This is a genomic window from Paenibacillus sp. W2I17 (assembly GCF_030815985.1).
Taxonomy (GTDB): domain Bacteria; phylum Bacillota; class Bacilli; order Paenibacillales; family Paenibacillaceae; genus Paenibacillus.
Genome location: NZ_JAUSXM010000001.1, coordinates 4,508,318 through 4,533,659, shown reverse-complemented (window position 1 = coordinate 4,533,659; position 25,342 = coordinate 4,508,318). Strand labels below are relative to the sequence as shown.

Genomic DNA, 25,342 nt, shown 5'->3' with positions numbered 1-25,342 from the left:
ATGCGGGGACGGGATGCGGAATGACAAGACAGGAAAAAGGGTTGTGGACGGCTGTAATTGTCTTGACGCTAGGTATGCTGGTCATGGGTAGTGTGATGGCTATGCATGGTCTCAGACAGGGCAAAGACGAGGCAGATGCATCCCATGATGCCAATACGGAAGAAGGAAGCACCGTAGCGACGATCAACGGAGAAGTCATCACGGACAAAGAGTGGACCGATGCGCTGAAAAGACGCTATGGCAGCGAGTTATTACTCCAGATGTTAAACCGTAAAGCAGTATTTGCCGAAGCAATTGAACGCAAGCTGATCGTCACTCCCCAAGAGATTGCAAGAGAACTTGCCGCCGCGATGGATGGGTACGATTCAGAGAAATCATATTTTGACGAAATGAAGTCTCAATTGGGCCTGTCGAAACAGGAACTTGAGTTGGAAGCCGGCTACAGGCTGCTGCTTGAGAAAATCGCAACGATCGGCATACAGATCAAGGATGCAGATATTGAGCATTACTGGACTGAACACCGTGAGGATTACGTTTCCCCCGAGAAATATGACTTGTCCATCATCGTAGTGAAGGAAGAAGATGAAGCCGATTCCTTACTGGATGCGTTGGAGAAGGGGGAGGACTTTGAAGAAGCTGCTCGCAAGCAATCGACAGACAGCTTCTCTCGTGATGCTGGTGGGAGGCTGGGATGGATTGAGCGGAATGATCCATTCCAGTCAGAAGAAATCCTTCAACTTGCTGCAGGGCTGGATGTAGGCGATATTGCCGGACCGGTTCGAGTGGAAGAAGGTTATGTTATTATTAGACTTAATGATAAAGAAGAACGCCAGGTGCAATCGGCCGAAGAGGTCCATGAGGAGATTCGAATGCAACTGGCTCTGAGTCAGGCTGATCCGTTGCCGCAGGTAGAGCAAATGCTGCGTAACAAGTATGAAGCCGTAATCCTGTCCGAGATTCCTGCCTCCTGAATGCAATGGAAAAGATTGTCTCGTACTGCTGCATCTTGATAAAAATACTCTGTCTGCGGTCTTAGGGCCAAAGGCAGAGTATTTTTTTTGAGTACTCATATTGACAATGAGGGTTAACGTTGATAAGATGAAAATAATAAATACCTACTCGTTTACTCGGATATAAAAGATTTATTTATGAACAAAGAAACTTTCGGAAACCTCCGCCCTGCTAGAAATCTTAGCAGTAAGGGATAGGATTAACAGGATTTCCGCAGTTCTTCTATAACAGCTAGAGGCTACCGGCCGCACAAGTATAGGTTAACAGGACTCAAGTTTTATTCATCCACTAAGGAGGGCATTCATATGGCTAAAGTAGTTAATAACGTAACAGAACTCATCGGAGGTACTCCGCTTGTTCGTCTGAACCGTATCGTACCTGAAGGCAGTGCTGAAGTATTCGTGAAGCTGGAGTATCAGAATCCAGGTTCAAGCGTGAAAGACCGTATCGCAATTAGCATTGTGGAAGAAGCGGAAAAAGAAGGCAAGCTAAAACCGGGTGATACCATTATTGAAGCAACAAGTGGTAACACGGGAATTGGACTCGCGATGGTGGCTGCAGCCAAAGGCTACAAGTCCGTTATTGTAATGCCTGAGACGATGAGCTTGGAGCGTCGCAACTTGCTTCGTGCGTATGGTGCTGAGCTTGTGCTTACACCTGGGGCTGAAGGTATGAATGGTGCTGTTAAAAAAGCCGAAGAACTGCTGAAAGAAAACCCTTCCTATTTCATGGCTGAGCAATTTAAAAATAAAGCCAACGTGAAGATCCACCGTGAAACGACTGGCCCTGAGATTGTTGAAGCAATTCAATCTGTAGGCGGTACGTTGGATGCTTTCGTTGCGGGAATTGGTACAGGCGGAACAATTACAGGTACAGGCGAAGTGCTGAAAGAAGCTTTCGCTGGTATTAAAATTGTTGCGGTTGAGCCAGCAGCTTCGCCAATTCTGGCGGGCGGCAAACCAGGACCACATAAGATCCAGGGGATTGGTGCCAACTTTATCCCTGAGATTCTGGATCAGGAAATCTATGATGAGATCATTCACATTGAGAATGATGATGCATTCGAGACGGCTCGTCAGGTAGCAAAGGAAGAGGGCATTCTGTCCGGGATCTCTTCCGGTGCGGCGATCCGTGCAGGTCTTCAGGTGGCGAAACAGTTGGGTGAAGGCAAGCGCGTTGTCGTAATCGTGCCAAGTAACGGCGAACGTTATCTCAGCACACCTCTTTACAATTTCGAAGGCTAAGTCTACAAATGACAAAACCAATCCTCCTTGCCCGTATGACGGGTATGGAGGATTTTTGGTGTAATGCTTTTAAAAGGGGCGGCGCTTTAGTATACTATCAGACAATAGAACTAGCGACAGATGGAGGGCGGCACACCGCAATGACACACCTGATGACAACATACGCCGACTGGATGGAGTGGGCTGAACAAGGCTGGACCATGATGCCCTATATCACGAAGTCGGATGAGGGACCGTATCATGGCGGTTTACCGTTATCGTGGGAGGCAGCCTGGGAGCAGGCGTCACCCTACGCAATTGTGCTGGAGAATGGCAAAGGCGGGAGATATACATTTCTGGGGTTAGACCCCGTATCCGTAATTTCAGGTAAAGGTCAAGAAGCGGTTATTCATGATGTGACGCAAGGAACCACCTCGACGGACAGCGGCAAGCCGCTTGATGTATTGAAGAGATGGACTGCCCCGTATAGCGCACCCAAGGTTAATGGAGCTCCAGACTTTGGGGGTGGATACGCAGGTTATCTCAGCTACGATGTAGCAAGATCATTGGAGAAGCTTCCAGTCTTGGCTGAAGATAACCCGGCTCTGCCGGATTATTGGTGGATGCGCTTTGAAGAAATATGGGCGTATGACCATGAGCAGCAGGCGCTTTTCTGCATGGTTCATCTGGCTTTAGAGCCTAACCGGAACGAAACTGATATCCGTAGCCTATATGCAACGGCCGAAGCACGAGCGACAGCGATGCAGCAAAGATGGCTTCATATTATGGGGGCTGCACAGGCTGAGGAACAACAACAGGCACTGGAACGCCGCAACAAGCAGGTCAATCGTACCCCGCAGCCTGAAGATGCGGAAAGGGAATCGGAAGGATGGGAGACCTCCTTTCCCCAGGAGGACTTTGAACAGGCTGTACGTACGGTACAGGAATATATCAGGCAGGGCGATGTGTTCCAGGTGAATCTGTCCTTGAGACAGGAGAAGCGGCTTCATTCGAGCGCTGAGCATATTTATGAATGGCTGCGCCTTGTGAATCCATCACCGTATATGGGAATGCTGCGTAGTCCAGACTTTCAACTGGTAAGCGGATCTCCCGAGCTTCTGGTCAAAGTGGAGAATGGCAAAGTCAGTGCACGTCCCATTGCAGGGACCCGAAGAAGGGGCCGTGATGCAGCAGAAGATAAAGCTATGGCGGATGAACTGCTCAGCAGTGAGAAGGAACGGGCGGAGCATATTATGCTTGTTGATTTGGAACGTAATGATATCGGACGGATTGCGGCCTATGGTTCGGTTCATGTGCCTGAATTGATGACCATCGAGAAGTATTCCCATGTCATGCATCTCGTTTCCCAGGTGGAAGGCAGGCTGGCAGAAGGGTTATCCGTATTTGATGTGATCGCTGCGACATTCCCGGGTGGAACGATTACCGGAGCGCCGAAAGTCCGCACCATGGAGATTATCGAGGAGCTGGAGCCTGTTCGTCGTGGGCCTTATACGGGTTCCATCGGGTGGATGGATTACAGTGGAAATATGGAATTGAACATCGTCATTCGTACACTTGCCATTAAGGACGGTATTGGTTATGTACAGGCCGGGGCAGGGATTGTTATTGATTCCGATCCATATCGGGAATACAAGGAATGCCGCAACAAAGCAAGAGCCATGATGAGAGCTGTGAATTACAGCGAAGAGGCGGAAGCTGTTAAACTAAAATAAAACGAAGCAACCGTCACTTGCATTGACGGAAGATGAGGAGGAGCAGGCTTATGATACTGGTTATCGATAATTACGATTCCTTCACGTACAACCTGGTTCAATATCTGGGTGAACTGGGTGAGACGGTGGAAGTTCGCCGCAACGATGAGATTGATCTGGCAGGCATAGAGGCACTGGCACCTGATCATATTCTGATCTCTCCGGGCCCGTGTACACCGAATGAAGCGGGTATTAGTCTGGCAGTCATCGATCATTTCAAGGGAAGCATTCCGATCTTTGGTGTGTGCCTGGGGCATCAGTCCATTGGACAAGCGTTTGGCGGCAATGTCATCCGTGCGGAGCGCATGATGCACGGCAAAACATCTGAGATGCACCACAATGGAACATCGGTATTTGCCGGATTGCCATCCCCATTTACAGCTACCCGTTATCACTCCCTGATTGTCGAGCGCAGCAGCTTGCCTGACTGCCTGGAGATTACAGCGGAGACAGCTGAAGGTGAGATTATGGGTTTGCGTCACAAAGAATATGCGATTGAAGGTGTTCAGTTCCACCCGGAGTCCATTATTACAGACCATGGTCATCAGATGCTTCGTAACTTTTTGTCCCAACAAGTGAAGGTATAACATGCAATATGCCGCGATAAACGGAGAGTTGGTCAATATGGCGGCGGCCGTGGTTCCTGTAACGGATCACGGCTTTTTGTACGGACTTGGACTGTTTGAGACGTTCCGGACGTATCGAGGTGTCCCATATCTTTTGGAACGGCATTTGGAGCGCATGGCTTCGGGGTGCAAGGAACTTGGCATTCCTTTTACAACGACTGCGGCAGAGGTGACAGATTGGATTCAACGTTTGATGGATGCGAACGGACTTCGGGATGCGTATGTGCGTTATACGGTATCAGCCGGTGAAGCACCGCTAGGCTTACCTTCTAGTGATTATTCAAAGCCAAATCATATTTTACTGGCAAAAGCATTACCTGAACCTTCTCCCTCTTTATATGAGAGTGGCAGAATGCTCCAACGGTTGTCTACACCTCGCAACACGCCCGAAGGAGATGTGCGTTTCAAGTCGCTACATTATATGAACAGCATTCTGGCGAAACGGGAGCTTAATGGATACGGGCAGCATGTTCAGGGTGCGGAAGGGTTACAATTAACCCGGAATGGTCATATAGCGGAAGGGATCGTCAGCAATGTGTTTTGGGTACGGGAAAATGTTCTCTACACGCCAGCACTCTCAACCGGCATTCTGCCGGGTATCACGAGAGCTGTGGTACTTGAGATCGCTACGCAACAAGGAATTCCCTGCATAGAAACTTTAGCTGCCTGGGAGGATCTCCTGCAAGCAGATGAAATATTTCTAACAGGCTCAGTGGCCGAACTGGTTCCGGTTACCACTCTGAGGGATCAGGACGGAGCTGAAACAATAATCAGCAGCGGACATATAGGCCCGGTTACAGCAGTCCTTCTGGGTATGTACCGGCAGAAAGCGGGGTATACTTCATGACACTTACACCGATCATCTATGAACGGAACTATGCATGGGGGCCAGCTGAATTGAAGCTGGGTACAAAAACACAGATTATGGGCATTCTTAACGTCACGCCTGACTCATTCTCGGATGGTGGACGTTATACCAACGTGGAGCGGGCGGTTGCGCATGCCAAGCAGATGATGGAGGATGGAGCGGACCTGATTGATATCGGCGGGGAGTCCACCCGGCCAGGTTCAGATGTCGTGGGCGCCGATGAAGAGCTTAGTCGGATTATTCCGGTTATTGAAGCATTGCATCAGCAAGCCCCGCACATTCCAATATCCGTAGATACGTATAAGGCCGATGTTGCACGTCAGGCTATTCTGGCAGGTGCTCATATTATTAATGATGTGTGGGGTGCCAAGGCAGATCCAGATATGGCCCGCACGGCAGCAGAGCTGGGGTGTCCCATCATTTTGATGCATAATCGGCAGGAGCGAAACTATACCGATTATCTGAGTGGTGTCGTCAGCGATTTGCAGGAGAGTATACAAATAGCGTTAACAGCCGGCGTGAAAGCAGAGCAAATTATTCTGGACCCGGGTATTGGTTTTGTGAAGGATCTCGGAGAAAATCTGAAGCTCATGTCATCGCTCGGTTTGCTCAATGAAATGGGATATCCCGTTCTGCTAGCCACCTCACGTAAAAGATTCATCCAGAACACCTTGGATGTCGGGGCGGATGATGCGCTGGAAGGAACGGCTGCCACCGTTGCATTTGGCATCGCCCAAGGATGCCAAATGGTTCGGGTTCATGATGTGAAGCCGATTCGGCGGACGGCAGACATGTGTGATGCCATGTTGTATGCTTCTCCGGGTATACGGAGGAAATAATGTGGCGGGTCCCTGGTGACCCGTCCAGTGGACGCGTAGCGTTTTTTCAAAGGCAAAGCAAAGGGATAACTTCAAATAGATTAAAATTTCAATATATATAGAGGGCAGGCGGATCGTATGGATAGAATGGTATTGCATCGTATGGAGTATTACGGATATCATGGCGTTTTTGCAGAAGAACGGAAGCTGGGGCAGCGGTACTATATTGATCTGGAGATTGATATGGACCTGGGTGAAGCTGGACGTAACGATGATCTGACCAAAACGATTAATTATGCGGAGATCCATGAGCTGGTAAAACAGATTGTTGAGAATAAATCGTTCCAGTTAATTGAAGCTTTGGGCGAACATATTGCATCTTCTTTACTAGACACTTATACTATTATCAATGCATTGACAGTCAAGGTGACGAAGCCACATCCGCCATTCGATATTCATTTTGAGGGCGTAACGGTAGAGCTTCGCCGCACAAGAAAGTGAGAACCGATCATGATTGCACATTCGACCTCTGAATCTTCAGAGGCTTATATTGCTTTAGGGGCCAATTTGGGTGACCGGGAACAGACGTTGCTTGAAGCATTGTCTTTGCTGGATGAACACCCTCATATATCCGTTCTGCGTTGTTCTGCACTATATGAGACGGAGCCTGTAGGATATGTAGATCAGCCTGCGTTTCTGAATATGGCAGTCGCCGTACAGGTGATGCTGACACCAGAGCAGTTGCTCACGGAATTACTGGATATCGAGAACCGGCTTGGACGTGTTCGTGATATTCGCTGGGGACCGCGCACCGTTGATTTGGATCTGCTCTGGATGCAGGGTGAGACGCGAGATACCGAATTGCTTCAATTGCCTCATCCTCGTATGGGAGAACGGGCTTTTGTGCTGGTCCCACTGTCGGATATCGTACCGGAGGGCGAGATTTCAGGTTTGTATACCTTTGTACACTCATCGTTGTCTGTACTGGATGGAAAGGATGGAATACAGCTTTGGAAAACATGCAATTGGCCAACCGAATCCGGGCATTCCGGAAGCTGAAAGGTTTAACACAACATGAACTTGCGGCCGAGACCGGCATCTCGCTGGCCATTCTGGGAACCATTGAACGGGGAAACCGTAAGGTATCACAGCAAGAGCTCGATCGAATTGCTGGTGTACTGGCAATCAGTATCGAGGAGTTGCGGGGCAACTAGGACCGTTTCGGTTTCGCCATGTTACAACAACCAAGACACCGATCGAACTTTATATCGTGATATATACAGAATTAAAAAAGGAGTGGAACGACTACCGTGCTTAACATTGGTGGCATTGAAATGAAAAACCAGGTCGTACTTGCGCCGATGGCTGGCGTATGTAATCCGGCTTTTCGTTTGATCGCAAAAGAATTCGGAACAGGCCTCGTATGCGCGGAGATGGTGAGTGGCAAAGCCATTGTCCATGGCAACCAGCGTACACGTGAGATGTTGTTTGTAGATGAGCGTGAGAAACCGCTGAGCCTTCAGATTTTTGGGGGAGATCGTGATTCCCTCGTAGAAGCAGCCAAAATCGTGGACCAAGAAACCAATGCAGACATCATCGACATTAACATGGGATGCCCTGTGCCAAAGGTAACGAAATGTGATGCCGGTGCACGTTGGTTGCTTGATCCGAACAAAATCTATGAGATGGTATCCGCTGTCGTGGACGCGGTGGAGAAGCCGGTGACGGTCAAGATGCGTATCGGCTGGGATAACGAGCATATCTTCGCGGTGGAGAATGCGCTCGCGGTTGAACGTGCTGGTGGACAGGCGGTAAGTGTACACGGCCGTACGCGTGAGCAACTCTATACAGGCACAGCTGACTGGTCACACATCAAAGATGTAAAAGAAGCTGTCTCTATCCCAGTGATCGGCAATGGTGATGTCCATACACCAGAGGATGCACGCCGTATGCTGGATGAAACGGGTTGTGACGGAGTTATGATCGGTCGTGCTGCCCTGGGCAACCCATGGATGCTGTATCGTACCATTCAATACTTAAGCACGGGGGAATTGCTTCCTGACCCGAATGGCGAAGAGAAGATCCGTGTTGCCATCCTGCATATGGATCGCCTGATCGCATTGAAGAATGAGACGGTTGCCGTACGCGAGATGCGCAAACATCTGGCTTGGTATTTGAAAGGTTTGAAAGGGTCTGCCCGCATTAAGGATGTTATTATGGAAGGAACCAAGCGGGACGAGATGGTACAGATTCTGGAGAACTTTGTGAGTCAGCTAAAAAGCGAAGGTAATTTGGAGTCAGAACCGGTAATCGCCGGAAATGCATCTTAATTATAAACGCATCTGTAAAACGTTTACACCTATAGGGGACGTAACATTGACTTTTCGAGATCGTTCCCCTATAATTTCTCAGTATAAATTCGCCATGTGCGTTAATAAGGCTATAGCATCAGGAGGAATATTCTATTTCTCTGGAGAACTTCATATAGTTTTGAAGATGTATGCGAGCGGAGCTCTGTAACAAGCACTGATTCCGTTGCCGTACAATCAAATTTATTCCCATGACAGGAGAATCGGTTGAGATGAGCGACAAGGAAGTTATCCTTACACCAGAAGGACTCAAGAAGCTGGAAGAAGAATTGGAAACATTGAAATCAGTGAAGCGCCGCGAAGTGGCTGAACGGATTAAGGTAGCCATCGGGTATGGAGATATCAGTGAAAACTCTGAATACGAAGACGCGAAGAATGAGCAAGCTTTCATTGAAGGACGTGTAATCACGTTGGAGAAATTGCTTCGTAACGCGCGGATTATTAACAGCGACGAGATCGATACCGATGCCGTAAGCGTGGGTGCAACCGTCACTGTAGAAGATCTGGAGTTTGGCGACATCACGGAATATACGATTGTAGGTACTGCGGAGGCAGACCCGCTTCAGAACAAGATATCGAATGAGAGCCCTGTAGGTAAAGCGATTCTCGGCAAGAAAAAAGGTACAGTTGTTGATGTAAGTGTGCCTGCTGGCGTAATTCAATATAAAATTATGGACATTAAAAAGCTATAGCAACGAAGCAGTTGGGCACGGTAAACAAAAGCTTCCTTAGGGAAGCTTTTTCAACATTAGAGGAAAACGTCCTCTCGCGATGCCTGCAATGTAAATAAGGAGATGAATACAGATCATGACGGATGAAGTCTTGAATCAGGAAACCGAACTTAGCGAGCTTTTACAAATTCGCCGTGACAAATTGGACGAGCTCCGCAAATTGGGAATCGACCCTTTTGGCCAAAAATACGTACGTACCGAAGAAGCCGGCTCCATTCTGAAGAAGTATGAAGAACTGACCAAGGAAGAGCTGGAAGAGAAGCACATCGAAGTCAGTATTGCCGGACGGATTATGGCGAAGCGGGGAATGGGTAAAGCAAGCTTCGCACATATTCAGGACCTGAGCGGCAGAATCCAGATCTATGTTCGTCAGGATAGCGTGCCTGAAGACAAGTATGCGGCATTTAGCCTGCTGGACCTTGGCGATATCGTTGGGGTAACGGGTGTGATCTTTAAGACCAAAACAGGTGAAACTTCTGTCAAAGTGAAAGATCTTGAAGTGCTGTCCAAATCGCTCTATCCGCTTCCGGATAAATTCCATGGTCTCACTGACGTAGAGCTGCGTTACCGCCAGCGTTATGTTGACCTGATTATGAGCCCGGACGTACAACAGACCTTTATCGCGCGTTCCAAAATCATTCAATCGATGCGTCGTTACCTGGATTCCCTTGGATATCTGGAAGTGGAAACACCTACGTTGCATACCATCGCAGGAGGAGCGGCAGCACGTCCGTTCATCACACATCACAATGCGCTGGATATGGAACTGTACATGCGGATTGCGATTGAACTTCACCTGAAACGTCTGATTGTTGGCGGACTGGAGAAGGTATATGAGATCGGCCGTGTATATCGGAATGAAGGTATGTCCACACGTCACAATCCGGAGTTCACAATGATTGAATTGTATGAGGCATATGCCGACTACAAAGATATTATGCAATTGACGGAGAATCTGGTTGCTCATATTGCACAGGAAGTACTGGGTACGCAAGTGATCCAGTATGGAGATTATGAAGTAGATCTTACGCCGCAGTGGCGCCGCGTTACGATGGTGGATGCAGTTAAGGAAGTTGTAGGCGTAGACTTCTCCGTACACATGACGGATGAGGAAGCACACAACTTGGCGAAGGAACATAAGGTTCCGGTTGAAAAACATATGACATTTGGTCATATTCTGAACGCGTTCTTTGAAGAATTTGTAGAAGAGACGTTGATTCAACCGACATTCATTATGGGACATCCTCTTGAAATCTCACCACTGGCGAAGAAAAATGATGTAGATCCGCGCTTCACGGATCGCTTCGAATTGTTCATCGTTGGACGCGAGCATGCCAATGCCTTCACAGAGCTGAATGATCCAATCGATCAGCGTCAGCGCTTTGAAGCACAGATGCTGGAGAAAGAACACGGGAACGACGAAGCTCATGAGATGGATGACGACTTCATCCGTGCGCTCGAATATGGTATGCCACCAACAGGCGGATTGGGAATCGGGGTGGATCGTCTGATCATGCTGCTTACCAACTCCCCGTCGATTCGTGACGTACTGCTCTTCCCGCACATGCGTCCTCGTACGCAAGATTAAATAAGGAACGTAGGATACGTTCATAATAGAAGAGGAACCTGCCGTTCAGTATCATGCTGGGGCAAGTTCCTCTTTAGGTTTACATAGACGCTAAAAATAAAGTTTGTCAGAAAGCCCTTGCTCACAGCACACCATTAGGGTAACACCGCGTCTTGAATTTGTTAGATTAACCTGTTCGTATTTTTGTTAAAAGAGGTGCCCTTCATGAAGTTCAGGCTTCACTTTGCCAAATTCTTATCTCCTCCGTTAATTCTGGTCGGTGGTTTTCTGCTTATCATTGCGATTGGAACGGTGCTTCTCATGTTGCCAATCTCCAACCAAAGCGGTATGCATTTGGCGTTTATTGACGCGCTCTTTACATCAACCTCTGCCGCATGTGTAACTGGACTTGTCGTTGTGGATGTTGGGACGACCTTTAATTTGTTTGGTCAGATCGTCATTATGGTATTGATGCAGCTTGGTGGACTCGGATTCATGACCATGGCCACCCTCTTTGCGCTTGTATTGGGCAAAAGAATCTCACTCAAGGACAGGCTATTACTCAAAGAAGCCATTAATGCAGACAGTATGGAAGGGATAGTACGCATTATCCGCAAGGTGTTGATTTTCTCTTTTACCATTGAAGGGGTGGCTGCTGTCATACTAGCGCTGCGCTGGGCAACGGAGATGCCATTGGGCCAGGCCGTATACTATGGAATATTCCACTCTGTTTCATTATTTAATAATGGCGGATTTGATCTGTTTGGCAACAGCTTTCAATACTACACTGGAGATTGGATATTCAATGTGACCGCTTCTGTGCTTGTTGTCTCTGGTGGACTTGGATTTGTTGTATTGAATGACCTGTTTGAGTATCGCAAACGCCGCCGTTTATCTCTTCAGTCCAAACTGGTGCTGTCTGTATCCGGAGCGCTGATCGGTATAGGAGCGATTGTGTTGTTTGTTTTTGAATTCACCAATGGACATACACTGGCTTCACTCACCTGGAGCGAGAAGATCTATGCGTCCTTTTTCCAGTCTGTCTCTACACGCTCGTCCGGAACAAGTACCATCGATATCACGGAGATGAGGCAGGCTACCCAATTCTTCTTCATTCTGCTGATGTTTATCGGGGCTTCCCCGGGATCGACCGGGGGTGGGATCAAGACAACTACATTCCTGATCATGATTGGTGCAGTGTATGCCATGATCCGGGGAAATAAGGATATTGTGTTTTTCCGCCAGCGTGTTCCGAAAGAACTGCTGATGAGGGCGCTGACCATTATTATGGTTTCGCTGATCATATTCATGATCGTGGTGATGCTTCTGCTTACGACAGAGGATGCGCCATTCCTTTCACTGATGTTTGAAGCTGCATCCGCAATCGGTACCGTGGGTCTTTCTGTGGGAGTGACTGATGAGTTGACCAATTGGGGAAAAATCATTATTACCTTTACCATGTTTGTAGGCCGGATTGGGCCATTAACCATCGCGTATGCCCTTCGTCCTCGCAAAGAGAAGAAACTGTACCGTCATCCGGAAGGCCGGATCATTATCGGATAAAAGGAAAAACCGTCAGACATTCAGAACTAACTCCTGTTATCGTAACGGGCCTTAGTCACAATGAATGTGCTGCGGTTTTTTTGGTTTAACGGCACAAGGAAGCAAGATGCAAAGTGAGAACATCGTCCATGAGCTGGGCGTTCATCTGATCTGGTCTAAGTACGTTATGTATGCCTAAGCCATCCACCAGTGCATACAATCTCTCGATCTCCAGTTCTTTGTCCAGATCGGGTCTGGAGAGGTCGAGCTTTATCAGGTAGTTGATAATAGAACCTACAGCTTGTCTGAGTTCGTCATATACGGTATTAGCAAGTTCTTTGAGTGTAGGATCGGTTTTCGATCTGGCTGTAAAAGCGTACCACACCTCCATTTCGGCCAGTTTTTCTTCCGTGTTTGGTAAGAATTCGAGCAATAGGCGCTTCATATTGTCCATGGGAGAGCCGGTGAAGGACATTTTTTGGACTCGATGAGACACCCGTTCAGATACCAAATTCATGGCATATAGTAGTAGTTCCGACTGTGTAGAAAAGTAGTGACGCATCGAACCGACCGAAACTCCAGCTTCTTCAGCAATATTCCGAACAGAGGCCTGTTCCATGCCATCTCTTCGTATAATACGCCAAGCCGCCTCGGCTACGAGCACACGTTGTTTATCATGATCAACAATTTTAGGCATAGGTGTATTATATCACTGTTGATTATTATAATACACACGTGCTAAATTAGATTTAATACATTTTTATCAAAAAAAGGAGGGGCTGAAATGATTGGTTATTTCATTATAGGTTGTGAGATTGCCTTTTGGGTGTTTGTGTTCACGGGTCTGAGTGTCAGGTATCTCCTTGGCATGAAGCGGTTAGGCATCGGTTTGTTAATGGCAACGCCGGTTATCGATCTGTTATTGCTGGTAGCTACAGTTATGGATCTACAGCGAGGAGCTACAGCAAGTATGATTCATGGTATAGCTGCGGTGTATATAGGAGCAAGTATTGCTTATGGTCATCAGATGATCGCTTGGGCGGATCGATATTTCCTTTATTGGTTCAAGGGTGGAGAGAATCCTCGCAGCAACAAGTTATATGGTAGAGAACATGCGAGTCGTGAACGTAGTGGATGGTTTAGACATCTATTGGCTTGGGCTATAGGAAGTGCCTTTTTATTGGCCATGATATGGTGGATTGGAGATGCTGAACGTACAGCTGCCTTCAATAATCTGATCAGAGTGTGGGGAATGATACTCGGAATCGATTTTCTGATAAGCTTTAGTTACAGTTTATGGCCAAGAAAGGTTCCTGCTAGGAATGTTAAACATTAAAGTGAAAATGGACGTGCGTATGAACTTGCTAAATTGGAAGAGTACAATATGTACGTCCGTATTAAATCAAACCGATTGTTAGTATAGTTTCAAAAAAAGACTTGCATTCAAAATCTGTACATGGTATATTCTAAGTCCGGCCAAGAAAACACGGTTTACACGGTGCGGCAAGCAAATGAAATAAGCTTCGAAAGAAACTTAAAAAAAAGAGCTTGCAAAGTTGGTTCGGATGTGATAAGATATAAAAGTTGCTGAAGAGAACGACATTCGGTAATGAAATAAGTTTGATCTTTGAAAACTGAACAACGAGTGAGTAAACATTCTGCTTGCAGAATGAACGCGAAAGTTTGAGACAAGCCTTGGCTTGAATCGACTGGAGCACAAATGAGATTTTTAATCTCGTCAGATTCAAAATGAGCTTATCGCTCTTTTCAATACTTTATTGGAGAGTTTGATCCTGGCTCAGGACGAACGCTGGCGGCATGCCTAATACATGCAAGTCGAGCGGACTTGATGAGAAGCTTGCTTCTCTGATAGTTAGCGGCGGACGGGTGAGTAACACGTAGGCAACCTGCCCTCAAGTTTGGGACAACTACCGGAAACGGTAGCTAATACCGAATAATTGTTTTCTTCGCCTGAAGGGAACTGGAAAGACGGAGCAATCTGTCGCTTGGGGATGGGCCTGCGGCGCATTAGCTAGTTGGTGAGGTAACGGCTCACCAAGGCGACGATGCGTAGCCGACCTGAGAGGGTGATCGGCCACACTGGGACTGAGACACGGCCCAGACTCCTACGGGAGGCAGCAGTAGGGAATCTTCCGCAATGGGCGAAAGCCTGACGGAGCAATGCCGCGTGAGTGATGAAGGTTTTCGGATCGTAAAGCTCTGTTGCCAGGGAAGAACGCTTGGGAGAGTAACTGCTCTCAAGGTGACGGTACCTGAGAAGAAAGCCCCGGCTAACTACGTGCCAGCAGCCGCGGTAATACGTAGGGGGCAAGCGTTGTCCGGAATTATTGGGCGTAAAGCGCGCGCAGGCGGTCATTTAAGTCTGGTGTTTAATCCCGGGGCTCAACCCCGGATCGCACTGGAAACTGGGTGACTTGAGTGCAGAAGAGGAGAGTGGAATTCCACGTGTAGCGGTGAAATGCGTAGATATGTGGAGGAACACCAGTGGCGAAGGCGACTCTCTGGGCTGTAACTGACGCTGAGGCGCGAAAGCGTGGGGAGCAAACAGGATTAGATACCCTGGTAGTCCACGCCGTAAACGATGAGTGCTAGGTGTTAGGGGTTTCGATACCCTTGGTGCCGAAGTTAACACATTAAGCACTCCGCCTGGGGAGTACGGTCGCAAGACTGAAACTCAAAGGAATTGACGGGGACCCGCACAAGCAGTGGAGTATGTGGTTTAATTCGAAGCAACGCGAAGAACCTTACCAGGTCTTGACATCCCTCTGACCGGTACAGAGATGTACCTTTCCTTCGGGACAGAGGAGACAGGTGGTGCATGGTTGTCGTCAGCTCGTGTCGTGAGATGTTGGGTTAAGTCCCGCAACGAGCGCAACCCTTATATTTAGTTGCCAGCACTTCGGGTGGGCACTCTAGATAGACTGCCGGTGACAAACCGGAGGAAGGTGGGGATGACGTCAAATCATCATGCCCCTTATGACCTGGGCTACACACGTACTACAATGGCCGGTACAACGGGCTGCGAAATCGCGAGATGGAGCCAATCCCAACAAAGCCGGTCTCAGTTCGGATTGCAGGCTGCAACTCGCCTGCATGAAGTCGGAATTGCTAGTAATCGCGGATCAGCATGCCGCGGTGAATACGTTCCCGGGTCTTGTACACACCGCCCGTCACACCACGAGAGTTTATAACACCCGAAGTCGGTGGGGTAACCGCAAGGAGCCAGCCGCCGAAGGTGGGATAGATGATTGGGGTGAAGTCGTAACAAGGTAGCCGTATCGGAAGGTGCGGCTGGATCACCTCCTTTCTATGGAGAATCGTTTCCTGCAACGGAAACATTCAAATATGCAGCTTAGCTGCAAAACACTCACTCGTTGCTCAGTTTTGAGAGCTCAAACTCTCAAACAGCTTGCTTTTGCATGGAGCTTGTTCTTTGAAAACTAGATATCGAAACGAAACAAACGCGAATTAGAACATTCCTTTTTAGCTGAACTTGTGTTAAACAAGTTTAAATAAAAACGGTAGATTGCACGTACGATGGTATCGAATGGGAGCGACTTTTGGCTTTGCGCAAGCAAAACAAGGGAAGCGAGCAGTCGAAACCGGAGCACGAGGTTAAGCTACTAAGAGCACACGGAGGATGCCTAGGCGCTAGGAGCCGATGAAGGACGTGGCGAACAACGAAACTGCCTCGGGGAGCTGTAAGCAAGCTTTGATCCGGGGGTGTCCGAATGGGGAAACCCAGCTGGGGTAATTTCCAGTTACTCACAACTGAATACATAGGTTGTGCAGAGGCATACCAGGGGAACTGAAACATCTAAGTACCCTGAGGAAGAGAAAACAATAGTGATTCCGTCAGTAGCGGCGAGCGAACGCGGAGAAGCCCAAACCAGAGAGCTTGCTCTTTGGGGTCGTGGGACGTCTCACATGGAGTTACAAAGGAACCGGTTAAGCGAAGAGGTCTGGAAAGGCCCGCCAAAGAAGGTAAAAGCCCTGTAGTTGAAAGTCTGTTCCCTCCGAGACGGATCCCGAGTAGTGCGGGGCACGTGAAACCCCGTATGAATCCGGCAGGACCATCTGCCAAGGCTAAATACTTCCTAGCGACCGATAGTGAAGCAGTACCGTGAGGGAAAGGTGAAAAGCACCCCGGAAGGGGAGTGAAATAGAACCTGAAACCGTGTGCTTACAAAAAGTCAGAGCCCGTTTTAGGGGTGATGGCGTGCCTTTTGTAGAATGAACCGGCGAGTTACGTTCCCGTGCAAGGTTAAGGTGAAGAGCCGGAGCCGCAGCGAAAGCGAGTCTGAATAGGGCGACATAGTACGTGGACGTAGACCCGAAACCGGGTGATCTACCCCTGTCCAGGGTGAAGGTGCGGTAACACGCACTGGAGGCCCGAACCCACGCATGTTGAAAAATGCGGGGATGAGGTGGGGGTAGCGGAGAAATTCCAATCGAACTCGGAGATAGCTGGTTCTCCCCGAAATAGCTTTAGGGCTAGCCTCGGAAAACAGAGTCGTGGAGGTAGAGCACTGATTGGGTGCGGGGCCCGCAAGGGTTACCAAGCTCAGTCAAACTCCGAATGCCATAGACTTACTTCCGGGAGTCAGACAGTGAGTGCTAAGATCCATTGTCAAAAGGGAAACAGCCCAGACCATCAGCTAAGGTCCCCAAGTGTGTGTTAAGTGGGAAAGGATGTGGAGTTGCACAGACAACCAGGATGTTGGCTTAGAAGCAGCCACCATTGAAAGAGTGCGTAATAGCTCACTGGTCGAGTGACTCTGCGCCGAAAATGTAACGGGGCTAAACACACCACCGAAGCTATGGCTTGATGCTTTGCATCAGGGGTAGGGGAGCGTTGTATAAGGGTTGAAGGTGTACCGTAAGGAGCGCTGGACATTATACAAGTGAGAATGCCGGTATGAGTAACGAAAAGATCAGTGAGAATCTGATCCGCCGAAAGCCTAAGGGTTCCTGAGGAAGGCTCGTCCGCTCAGGGTAAGTCGGGACCTAAGGCGAGGCCGAAAGGCGTAGTCGAAGGACAACAGGTCGAAATTCCTGTACCACCGTAAGCCGTTATGAGCAATGGGGGGACGCAGTAGGGTAGTGACGCGGACTGATGGATGTCCGTCTAAGCAGTAAGGCTGATGTGTAGGCAAATCCGCACATTGTAAGGCTGAGCTGTGATGGGGAGCGAAAATTATAGTAGCGAAGGTCATGATCTCACACTGCCAAGAAAAGCCTCTAGCCAGGTGATGGTGCCCGTACCGCAAACCGACACAGGTAGGCGAGAAGAGTATTCTAAGGCGCGCGGAAGAACTCTCGTTAAGGAACTCGGCAAAATGACCCCGTAACTTCGGGAGAAGGGGTGCCCCGGTAGTGTGAATAGCACGAGGGGGCCGCAGTGAAAAGGCCCAAGCGACTGTTTAGCAAAAACACAGGTCTGTGCGAAGCCGTAAGGCGAAGTATACGGGCTGACGCCTGCCCGGTGCTGGAAGGTTAAGGGGAGTGGTTAGGGAGCAATCCCGAAGCTGTGAACCGAAGCCCCAGTAAACGGCGGCCGTAACTATAACGGTCCTAAGGTAGCGAAATTCCTTGTCAGGTAAATTCTGACCCGCACGAATGGCGTAACGACTTGGGCGCTGTCTCAACGAGAGATCCGGTGAAATTTTAATACCTGTGAAGATGCAGGTTACCCGCGACAAGACGGAAAGACCCCATGGAGCTTTACTGCAGCTTGATATTGAATTTGGGTACGATCTGTACAGGATAGGTGGGAGCCTTTGAAGTGTGAGCGCCAGCTTGCATGGAGGCAACGTTGGGATACCACCCTGATCGTATCTAGGTTCTAACCTGGTACCGTAATCCGGTGCGGGGACAGTGTCAGGTGGGCAGTTTGACTGGGGCGGTCGCCTCCTAAAGAGTAACGGAGGCGCCCAAAGGTTCCCTCAGAATGGTTGGAAATCATTCGAAGAGTGCAAAGGCATAAGGGAGCTTGACTGCGAGACCTACAAGTCGAGCAGGGACGAAAGTCGGGCTTAGTGATCCGGTGGTACCGCATGGAAGGGCCATCGCTCAACGGATAAAAGCTACCCTGGGGATAACAGGCTTATCTCCCCCAAGAGTCCACATCGACGGGGAGGTTTGGCACCTCGATGTCGGCTCATCGCATCCTGGGGCTGAAGTAGGTCCCAAGGGTTGGGCTGTTCGCCCATTAAAGCGGTACGCGAGCTGGGTTCAGAACGTCGTGAGACAGTTCGGTCCCTATCTGTCGTGGGCGTAGGAAATTTGAGAGGAGCTGTCCTTAGTACGAGAGGACCGGGATGGACGTACCGCTGGTGTACCAGTTGTTCCGCCAGGAGCACCGCTGGGTAGCTATGTACGGACGGGATAAACGCTGAAAGCATCTAAGCGTGAAGCCCCCCTCAAGATGAGATTTCCCAGTATGTAAGACCCCTTGAAGACGACGAGGTAGATAGGCTGGGGGTGGAAGTGCAGCAATGCATGGAGCTGACCAGTACTAATCGGTCGAGGGCTTATCCAATTAGCAAGTTGTAAATCGCATGTTTCGTTTCGAATCTAGTTTTCAGAGAACAACAACTCTGTATGTAAGCTAAGCTATGCGTTTGGTGGCGATGGCGGAGGGGTTCCACACGTACCCATCCCGAACACGACCGTTAAGCCCTCTAGCGCCGATGGTACTTGGACCGCAGGGTCCTGGGAGAGTAGGACGCCGCCAAGCAAAGAACCACTGCCGATGTTATTCGGTGGTGGTTTTTATTATATAGTTTTATTATGCAGTATGGGATTAAAATACAGATTGAATTTGGTAATTTATCAGCACAATAGGATGTATAAATGTAACGTTATTCGATACGAATTGACGTTTTTTTGCGTAATAACTAGACTTGTCCGCTCTGGAAAAACAGTTGTGTTCATCAGGCAATACACCTGATATAACCAAGTACTTTTCCTTGACAGTCTAAATATCGCTTTGCTAAGATGGCAATAATAAATTTTTCAGAAAACGTATTTTCGGCGTAAAATACAGCCTGGAATCTTCGGGTTTTGGACCGTAAAGCTGAGCAAACATAAGGAGGAACACTTGCGTGTGGGAAGATAAATTTGGTAAGGAAGGCCTCACCTTTGATGATGTATTGCTAGTGCCACGGAAATCCGAGACACTGCCTAAAGAAGTAGATGTATCTATTCGTTTGAGCGATACTGTAAAGCTAAATATTCCTTTGATCAGTGCGGGTATGGATACGGTAACTGAAGCGACATTGGCTATTGCCATTGCACGTGAAGGCGGTATCGGTATTATCCATAAAAATATGTCGGTTGAACAACAGGCAGAAGAAGTAGATCGTGTTAAACGTTCGGAGAGTGGTGTTATTACGAATCCATTCTCACTGACGGCAGATCATCTGGTATCTGATGCGGAAGCAGTAATGGCGAAATATCGGATCTCCGGTGTACCTATTATTGAAGGAGATCAGAAGCTGGTTGGTATTTTGACCAATCGCGATTTGCGTTTTATCCATGATTACGGCATCAAAATTAGCGAAGTCATGACTCGTGAGAATCTGGTTACCGCTCCTGTAGGCACTACACTACAAGAAGCTGAAGGTATCCTTCAGAAGCACAAGATTGAAAAACTTCCATTAGTTGATGAGACAAACACGTTAAAAGGTCTTATCACTATTAAAGATATCGAGAAAGCCATTCAATTCCCTCATGCAGCCAAAGATGCTCAAGGCCGTTTGTTGGTTGGTGCAGCGATTGGTATTTCCAAAGATACATTTGAACGTGCAGATGCTTTGGTACAAGCGGGTGTCGACCTGATTACGGTAGACTCGGCTCACGGACACCACATCAATATCATTGAAGCTGTACGTCAGCTTCGTGAACGTTTCCCTAGCCTGACCATCGTTGCAGGTAACGTCGCTACTGGCGCAGCCACTCGTGACCTGATCGAAGCAGGGGCTTCGGTAGTCAAAGTGGGTATTGGTCCAGGTTCGATTTGTACAACACGTGTTATCGCTGGTATTGGTGTACCTCAAGTAACTGCAGTGTACGATTGTGCAACAGTGGCACGCGAATATGGAGTTCCAATTATTGCGGACGGCGGAATCAAATATTCCGGTGAGATCACAAAGGCACTGGCTGCAGGTGCACACGCGGTGATGCTGGGAAGTTTGTTTGCCGGCACAGCAGAAAGCCCGGGAGAAACTGAAATCTTCCAAGGACGTAGCTACAAAGTATACCGCGGTATGGGTTCAATGGCTGCAATGAAACAAGGTAGTAAAGATCGTTACTTCCAAGATGATGACAAGAAACTGGTTCCAGAAGGAATCGAAGGTCGTGTCGCTTACAAAGGACCATTGTCTGATACGATCCACCAACTGATTGGTGGTCTGCGTTCGGGTATGGGATACTGTGGTACAAGTAACTTGGAGCAACTTCGTAACGATACAGGCTTTATCCGAATTACAGGTGCGGGACTGCGCGAAAGTCATCCCCATGATGTACAGATTACCAAAGAAGCACCTAACTACTCGTTGTAATCTGAAGAGAGTTAATCATTTCCAGGACAGGCTCGGTGATTTTCACCGGGTCTGTCTTTTTTTGCAGATACCCCTGTGATAGAATAGAACAAGCGGTGACGATCCATAGGTGGATTAAGGCGTTGCGGCGGCTATTTGACGTGAATCTATGAATATGGTTTTGAAAAGCAACTGCAGTGCCAGAAATGGCTGCCAGCTAAACAGAAGCGCGGACGTCCTTTTACATAAGCATTTGCAAAATGCGGACTAAGTGACAATCGATAACGAACTTTAGGAGCAATAATATTGCTCGTTCGATACAGCGCATATAGCACACATCTCATACATCAACCACGCAGGTTAGGGAACAAGAAAATCGCAGCATAAGCTGCACTGAAGCAATTAATAATGCTTTGGATCGAAGGGAGTATTCATCATTGAAAGCCAAACACATGAATAAAAAGAAACGCCAAATGCTCAAAAAGAGCGTAGCCTCGGTAATGCTAATTAACATGCTTTGCATGTCTGCAGTAATGCCGGTCATGGTTGCTGCGGATAACTCCGGTCAGGTTCTGACTGCTGCGGCAACAACAACGAAGACGGAGAAAGCCGTACAGGTGCCTGGGGTAGACTCACTTGGGCTTGAGGTTAGATCAGCGGTGCTTATGGAAGCCTCGACGGGACAGATTCTACTAAATGTCGATGCGGATAAAGCGATGCCACCTGCAAGTATGACCAAGATGATGACAGAGTACATTGTCGCAGAACAAGTCAAACAAGGAAAATTCGGTTGGGACGATATTGTACCTGTTAAAAAGAATGCTGCACAAAGTGTTGGATCACGTATTTTCCTGGCAGAAGGTGACGAGCACACAGTCAAGGATCTATATATTGCTATGGCTGTTGGCTCTGCCAATGATGCTACGGTTGCTTTGGCTGAGTATGTTGCCGGTTCGGAAGAAGCTTTCGTGAAAATGATGAATGATGAAGCGAAACGTATGGGCATGAAGGATACGTTCTTCATTAACTCTTCCGGTCTCGATCGAGCAGATATGCCTGCTGACTTCCGTCCAGCTGAAGACAAGGAAACAGTGATGTCCGCACTGGATGCTGCGATTCTGTGCAGATATATCATTATGGATCACCCGGACTACAAAGAATTCACAACGATTCAATCCTATAAGTTCCGTCCAAATGATAAAGCTCCAATTATCAATTACAACTGGATGCTGGAAGCGAATAAAAATATAACCAATTTCAAAAGCTATGCGTATGAAGGTCTGGATGGAATGAAAACAGGCCATACCACGAACGCAGGTAATAACTTTACAGGTACAGCAGAACGTAACGGTATGCGTCTAATTAGTGTTGTTATGGGCACAGATTCGGAATCCGCACGTTTCAGAGAAACTAAAAAGGTATTGGACTATGGATTTAACAACTTTGAAGTGAAACAGGCTGTCGCAGGCAAGACCAAAGTGACGGGCTGGGAAGCGGTACCTTTGAAAAAAGGTAAAGAAACAACAGTTCCTGTCGTAACAGATAATGCTGTAAATTTTGTTGTTCCCAAAGGTACTCAGAATCTGGATGTGACGTTCAAAGCCAACGTAACTGAGGCTGACAAGTTGGTAGCACCACTCAAGGCAGGTACAAAGGTTGGTACGGTAACGTACACGTATAAAGCAGAGGGAATTGAGCCACAGGAAAAAACAGTGAACTTGATCACTGCTGAAGAGGCTGAAAAAGGCGGATGGTTCCGTTTGTTCTTCCGTGCTGTGAAGGATTTCTTTGTGGATCTTTTTGACGGGATTAAAAACCTGTTTTAGTCCATAACAAACTTCATGAAAAGAGTATGATCATGATTTTAATGTTTACATGGTCATATCATTGACAAAATACAAGTTATTCCGACCGGATGGATTGTATATTTACAATTTTTCCGGTAAAATATCAAGTTAGAATTCACGTATGATGAAGTGAAAAAGTACAATGTTCGTTTACCGTATGCAAGATCGTGGCTGGTAAGAGAAGGGGAATGAGCGTATGAAGATCGGCGTTTTAGCACTTCAAGGAGCTGTCACAGAGCATATTCGAAGTATTGAACGTGCTGGAGCAGAAGGTATAGCTATCAAACAGGTTCGGCAATTGGAGGACTTGGATGGTCTTATCCTTCCTGGCGGGGAAAGCACAACGATCGGTAAACTGATGCGCAAGTATGGGTTTATGGATGCCATTCGGGCGTTTGCTGCTGAGGGCAAACCGGTATTTGGTACCTGTGCTGGCTTGATCGTTATGGCTAAACACATTGCAGGGCAAGAAGAAGCTCATTTGGAGCTAATGGATATGACTGTATCCCGAAATGCATTTGGGCGGCAGAGAGAGAGTTTTGAGACGGATTTGCCAGTCAAAGGCATTGAGGAAACGGTAAGAGCTGTGTTTATACGGGCACCCTTGATCGAGAGTGTCGGAGACCAGGTGGAGGTTCTCTCCACATACAAGGATGAGATTGTTACGGCTCGTCAGGGACATTTGTTGGCTTGCTCCTACCATCCGGAATTGACGGATGACTATCGTCTGCATACTTATTTTGTAGACATGGCCAGATCCTACAAACACACGGTAGACTCTAAATAATGCATGATGTACAACCTATGATCTCCCGGTCATCGGATCACTTCCCCAGAAGCCGTGTAAGGCCGCTGGATGGCAGTTGCATCTGAACGGATGCCTGATGTTGCCTGTATCTGCTTCAAAGCGGGAATCGCAGCGGAGGGTGACACCGGGGATATAGGTTGTTTTTTGGGTTACAGGTTCCGATAAGTATATAGTAGGTATATACAGTAGAGTTTTGAGAATGGATTTTAACATAAGGCTTCACGTTGTGAGGTTAATTAGGAGGGGTATATCGTGCTTGATGTGAAAATATTGCGGAATGAGTATGCGCGTGTAGAAGAAGCATTGACTAAACGTGGCAAATCGCTGGATCTTATCGCTGGATTTACCGAGATGGATGCCAAGCGTCGGGAATTGCTTCAAGAGAGTGAAACACTGAAGAGTCGTCGGAATACGGTCTCCGCGGAAGTTGCTAGACTGAAGAAGAATCGTGAGAATGCTGATGATCTGATTGTGGAGATGCGTGAAGTCTCTGATCGAATCAAAGCCATGGACGAGGAAGTTCGGGAACTGGAAGTGAAGATCAATGATCTCACAATGGCGATTCCGAACATTCCTAACGAAAGTGTACCTATTGGAGCTTCTGAAGACGACAATGTTGAGATTCGTCGTTGGGAAGAGCCGAAGTCATTTACTTTTGCACCAAAAGCACACTGGGAAATTGCGCAGGATCTCGATATTCTTGATTTTGAAGCGGCTGCCAAAGTAACGGGTTCCCGTTTTACCTTTTATAAAGGTCTGGGTGCGCGTCTGGAACGTGCATTGATCAACTTCATGATGGATCTGCACAGCGATCAACATGGATATGAAGAGATTCTGCCTCCATACATCGTTAATCGGGACAGCTTGTTTGGAACAGGTCAACTGCCTAAGTTCGAAGAAGATCTGTTCAAGTTGAAAGATACCGAATATTATCTGATCCCTACTGCTGAAGTTCCGGTAACGAACTATCATCGCGAAGAGATTCTGAATGTAGATCAATTGCCTAAGCACTTTGTGGCATACAGCTCTTGTTTCCGCTCTGAAGCCGGTTCGGCTGGACGGGATACACGCGGCTTGATTCGTCAGCATCAATTCAACAAAGTAGAGCTGCTCAAGCTCTCTACTCCGGAGACTTCGTATGAAGAGTTGGAGCAAATGACTCAAAATGCGGAGCGTGTGCTTCAATTGTTGGGCTTGCCATATCGCGTCCTGACATTGTGCACGGCAGATATGGGCTTCACTTCAGCTAAAACGTATGATATTGAAGTGTGGTTGCCTGAGAGCGACACTTATCGTGAGATTTCTTCGTGCTCCAACTGTGAGGACTTCCAAGCACGTCGTGCCAATATCCGTTTCCGCAGAGAGCCAAAAGCCAAACCGGAATTTGTGCATACATTGAACGGGTCAGGATTGGCCGTTGGACGGACGGTAGCCGCTATCCTGGAGAACTATCAACAGGAAGATGGTACGGTTGTTATTCCTGAAGCATTGCGTCCTTATATGGGCGGTGCAAGTGTGATTGCACGTCGCTCTTAAGTAAGAGTTAGCTAACCATCCTCATCAAGGGGAATACAAATTCAATCCGTCATTTTGGAA

At 47.9% G+C, this 25,342-nt stretch carries 19 protein-coding genes and 3 rRNA genes; 21 read left to right on the top strand and 1 reads right to left on the bottom strand.

Annotated elements, in window-relative coordinates; translation table 11 throughout:
• Positions 1 to 20 precede the first annotated feature (20 nt).
• From QF041_RS20370 to QF041_RS20310, 13 genes are all read left to right on the top strand, one after another.
• Positions 21 to 971 (top strand): peptidyl-prolyl cis-trans isomerase, encoded by a 951-nt coding sequence (locus tag QF041_RS20370; protein ID WP_307415458.1) that lies wholly within the window; start codon positions 21 to 23, stop codon positions 969 to 971.
• Between the two features lie 345 nt (positions 972 to 1,316).
• On the top strand, positions 1,317 to 2,255 hold the full coding sequence (cysK, locus tag QF041_RS20365; RefSeq protein ID WP_036668448.1) for a cysteine synthase A: 939 nt from the start codon (positions 1,317 to 1,319) through the stop codon (positions 2,253 to 2,255).
• Between the two features lie 140 nt (positions 2,256 to 2,395).
• Positions 2,396 to 3,967: an anthranilate synthase component I family protein gene (locus QF041_RS20360; protein WP_307415457.1), complete on the top strand. Its 1,572-nt coding sequence runs from the start codon at positions 2,396 to 2,398 to the stop codon at positions 3,965 to 3,967.
• A gap of 50 nt (positions 3,968 to 4,017) precedes the next feature.
• On the top strand, positions 4,018 to 4,593 hold the full coding sequence (gene pabA, locus QF041_RS20355) for an aminodeoxychorismate/anthranilate synthase component II (protein ID WP_036606106.1): 576 nt from the start codon (positions 4,018 to 4,020) through the stop codon (positions 4,591 to 4,593).
• Between the two features lies 1 nt (position 4,594).
• Positions 4,595 to 5,479, top strand: a complete 885-nt coding sequence (locus QF041_RS20350) for an aminotransferase class IV (protein WP_307415456.1) — start codon at positions 4,595 to 4,597, stop codon at positions 5,477 to 5,479.
• Complete coding sequence (gene folP, locus QF041_RS20345) at positions 5,476 to 6,339, top strand: dihydropteroate synthase (protein ID WP_307415455.1); 864 nt, start codon at positions 5,476 to 5,478, stop codon at positions 6,337 to 6,339. The genes QF041_RS20350 and folP overlap by 4 nt, the downstream gene beginning before the upstream one ends.
• Positions 6,340 to 6,456: 117 nt before the next feature.
• Positions 6,457 to 6,819: a dihydroneopterin aldolase gene (folB, locus tag QF041_RS20340; protein WP_036606103.1), complete on the top strand. Its 363-nt coding sequence runs from the start codon at positions 6,457 to 6,459 to the stop codon at positions 6,817 to 6,819.
• A gap of 9 nt (positions 6,820 to 6,828) precedes the next feature.
• Complete coding sequence (gene folK, locus QF041_RS20335) at positions 6,829 to 7,377, top strand: 2-amino-4-hydroxy-6-hydroxymethyldihydropteridine diphosphokinase (protein WP_307415454.1); 549 nt, start codon at positions 6,829 to 6,831, stop codon at positions 7,375 to 7,377.
• Complete coding sequence (locus tag QF041_RS20330) at positions 7,338 to 7,532, top strand: helix-turn-helix domain-containing protein (RefSeq protein WP_036668438.1); 195 nt, start codon at positions 7,338 to 7,340, stop codon at positions 7,530 to 7,532. The genes folK and QF041_RS20330 overlap by 40 nt, the downstream gene beginning before the upstream one ends.
• 96 nt (positions 7,533 to 7,628) lie before the next feature.
• Positions 7,629 to 8,648: a tRNA dihydrouridine synthase DusB gene (gene dusB, locus QF041_RS20325; protein ID WP_091018303.1), complete on the top strand. Its 1,020-nt coding sequence runs from the start codon at positions 7,629 to 7,631 to the stop codon at positions 8,646 to 8,648.
• 251 nt (positions 8,649 to 8,899) lie between these two features.
• Entirely contained in the window at positions 8,900 to 9,379 is a 480-nt protein-coding gene (gene greA / locus QF041_RS20320) for a transcription elongation factor GreA (RefSeq protein WP_036606099.1), read from the top strand.
• 115 nt (positions 9,380 to 9,494) lie between these two features.
• Positions 9,495 to 11,006 (top strand): lysine--tRNA ligase, encoded by a 1,512-nt coding sequence (gene lysS, locus QF041_RS20315; RefSeq protein WP_047844500.1) that lies wholly within the window; start codon positions 9,495 to 9,497, stop codon positions 11,004 to 11,006.
• Between the two features lie 204 nt (positions 11,007 to 11,210).
• Positions 11,211 to 12,548, top strand: a complete 1,338-nt coding sequence (locus tag QF041_RS20310) for a TrkH family potassium uptake protein (protein WP_036606097.1) — start codon at positions 11,211 to 11,213, stop codon at positions 12,546 to 12,548.
• Between the two features lie 85 nt (positions 12,549 to 12,633).
• On the opposite strand, the gene QF041_RS20305 is transcribed toward QF041_RS20310, so the two are convergent.
• A complete protein-coding gene (locus QF041_RS20305; RefSeq protein WP_307415453.1) occupies positions 12,634 to 13,224 on the bottom strand; it encodes a TetR/AcrR family transcriptional regulator in 591 nt (196 codons plus the stop codon).
• Between the two features lie 87 nt (positions 13,225 to 13,311).
• Here QF041_RS20305 and QF041_RS20300 point away from each other — a divergent pair, with 87 nt between their 5' ends.
• The 8 genes from QF041_RS20300 to serS all read left to right on the top strand — a co-directional run bounded on the left by QF041_RS20300 (position 13,312) and on the right by serS (position 25,282).
• Entirely contained in the window at positions 13,312 to 13,863 is a 552-nt protein-coding gene (locus QF041_RS20300) for a hypothetical protein (RefSeq protein WP_307415452.1), read from the top strand.
• 439 nt (positions 13,864 to 14,302) lie between these two features.
• Positions 14,303 to 15,855, top strand: a 16S ribosomal RNA gene (locus QF041_RS20295).
• Between the two features lie 306 nt (positions 15,856 to 16,161).
• Positions 16,162 to 19,089, top strand: a 23S ribosomal RNA gene (locus QF041_RS20290).
• Between the two features lie 81 nt (positions 19,090 to 19,170).
• Positions 19,171 to 19,287, top strand: a 5S ribosomal RNA gene (rrf, locus tag QF041_RS20285).
• Together the 16S, 23S and 5S rRNA genes form the textbook arrangement of a ribosomal RNA operon.
• A 367-nt stretch (positions 19,288 to 19,654) precedes the next feature.
• Positions 19,655 to 21,112, top strand: a complete 1,458-nt coding sequence (gene guaB, locus QF041_RS20280) for an IMP dehydrogenase (protein ID WP_017691330.1) — start codon at positions 19,655 to 19,657, stop codon at positions 21,110 to 21,112.
• A gap of 416 nt (positions 21,113 to 21,528) precedes the next feature.
• Positions 21,529 to 22,917 carry a D-alanyl-D-alanine carboxypeptidase family protein gene (locus tag QF041_RS20275; protein WP_307415451.1) on the top strand — a complete coding sequence of 463 codons (1,389 nt, stop codon included), beginning with the start codon at positions 21,529 to 21,531 and terminating at the stop codon, positions 22,915 to 22,917.
• Positions 22,918 to 23,134: 217 nt separating this feature from the next.
• Positions 23,135 to 23,725 carry a pyridoxal 5'-phosphate synthase glutaminase subunit PdxT gene (gene pdxT / locus QF041_RS20270; RefSeq protein ID WP_307415450.1) on the top strand — a complete coding sequence of 197 codons (591 nt, stop codon included), beginning with the start codon at positions 23,135 to 23,137 and terminating at the stop codon, positions 23,723 to 23,725.
• A gap of 273 nt (positions 23,726 to 23,998) precedes the next feature.
• A complete protein-coding gene (gene serS / locus QF041_RS20265) occupies positions 23,999 to 25,282 on the top strand; it encodes a serine--tRNA ligase (protein WP_076254817.1) in 1,284 nt (427 codons plus the stop codon).
• The last annotated feature ends 60 nt before the right edge of the window (positions 25,283 to 25,342 follow it).

Excerpts from the sequence above, each read along its gene's own strand:
- lysS (WP_047844500.1), top strand. The coding sequence starts at position 9,495 with ATGACGGATGAAGTCTTGAATCAGGAAACCGAACTTAGCGAGCTTTTA.
- QF041_RS20300 (WP_307415452.1), top strand. The coding sequence starts at position 13,312 with ATGATTGGTTATTTCATTATAGGTTGTGAGATTGCCTTTTGGGTGTTT.
- QF041_RS20330 (WP_036668438.1), top strand. The coding sequence starts at position 7,338 with ATGCAATTGGCCAACCGAATCCGGGCATTCCGGAAGCTGAAAGGTTTA.
- QF041_RS20350 (WP_307415456.1), top strand. The coding sequence starts at position 4,595 with ATGCAATATGCCGCGATAAACGGAGAGTTGGTCAATATGGCGGCGGCC.
- QF041_RS20360 (WP_307415457.1), top strand. The coding sequence starts at position 2,396 with ATGACACACCTGATGACAACATACGCCGACTGGATGGAGTGGGCTGAA.
- folP (WP_307415455.1), top strand. The coding sequence starts at position 5,476 with ATGACACTTACACCGATCATCTATGAACGGAACTATGCATGGGGGCCA.
- folB (WP_036606103.1), top strand. The coding sequence starts at position 6,457 with ATGGATAGAATGGTATTGCATCGTATGGAGTATTACGGATATCATGGC.
- cysK (WP_036668448.1), top strand. The coding sequence starts at position 1,317 with ATGGCTAAAGTAGTTAATAACGTAACAGAACTCATCGGAGGTACTCCG.
- folK (WP_307415454.1), top strand. The coding sequence starts at position 6,829 with ATGATTGCACATTCGACCTCTGAATCTTCAGAGGCTTATATTGCTTTA.
- pdxT (WP_307415450.1), top strand. The coding sequence starts at position 23,135 with ATGAAGATCGGCGTTTTAGCACTTCAAGGAGCTGTCACAGAGCATATT.
- pabA (WP_036606106.1), top strand. The coding sequence starts at position 4,018 with ATGATACTGGTTATCGATAATTACGATTCCTTCACGTACAACCTGGTT.
- greA (WP_036606099.1), top strand. The coding sequence starts at position 8,900 with ATGAGCGACAAGGAAGTTATCCTTACACCAGAAGGACTCAAGAAGCTG.
- QF041_RS20310 (WP_036606097.1), top strand. The coding sequence starts at position 11,211 with ATGAAGTTCAGGCTTCACTTTGCCAAATTCTTATCTCCTCCGTTAATT.
- QF041_RS20305 (WP_307415453.1), bottom strand. The coding sequence starts at position 13,224 with ATGCCTAAAATTGTTGATCATGATAAACAACGTGTGCTCGTAGCCGAG.
- QF041_RS20370 (WP_307415458.1), top strand. The coding sequence starts at position 21 with ATGACAAGACAGGAAAAAGGGTTGTGGACGGCTGTAATTGTCTTGACG.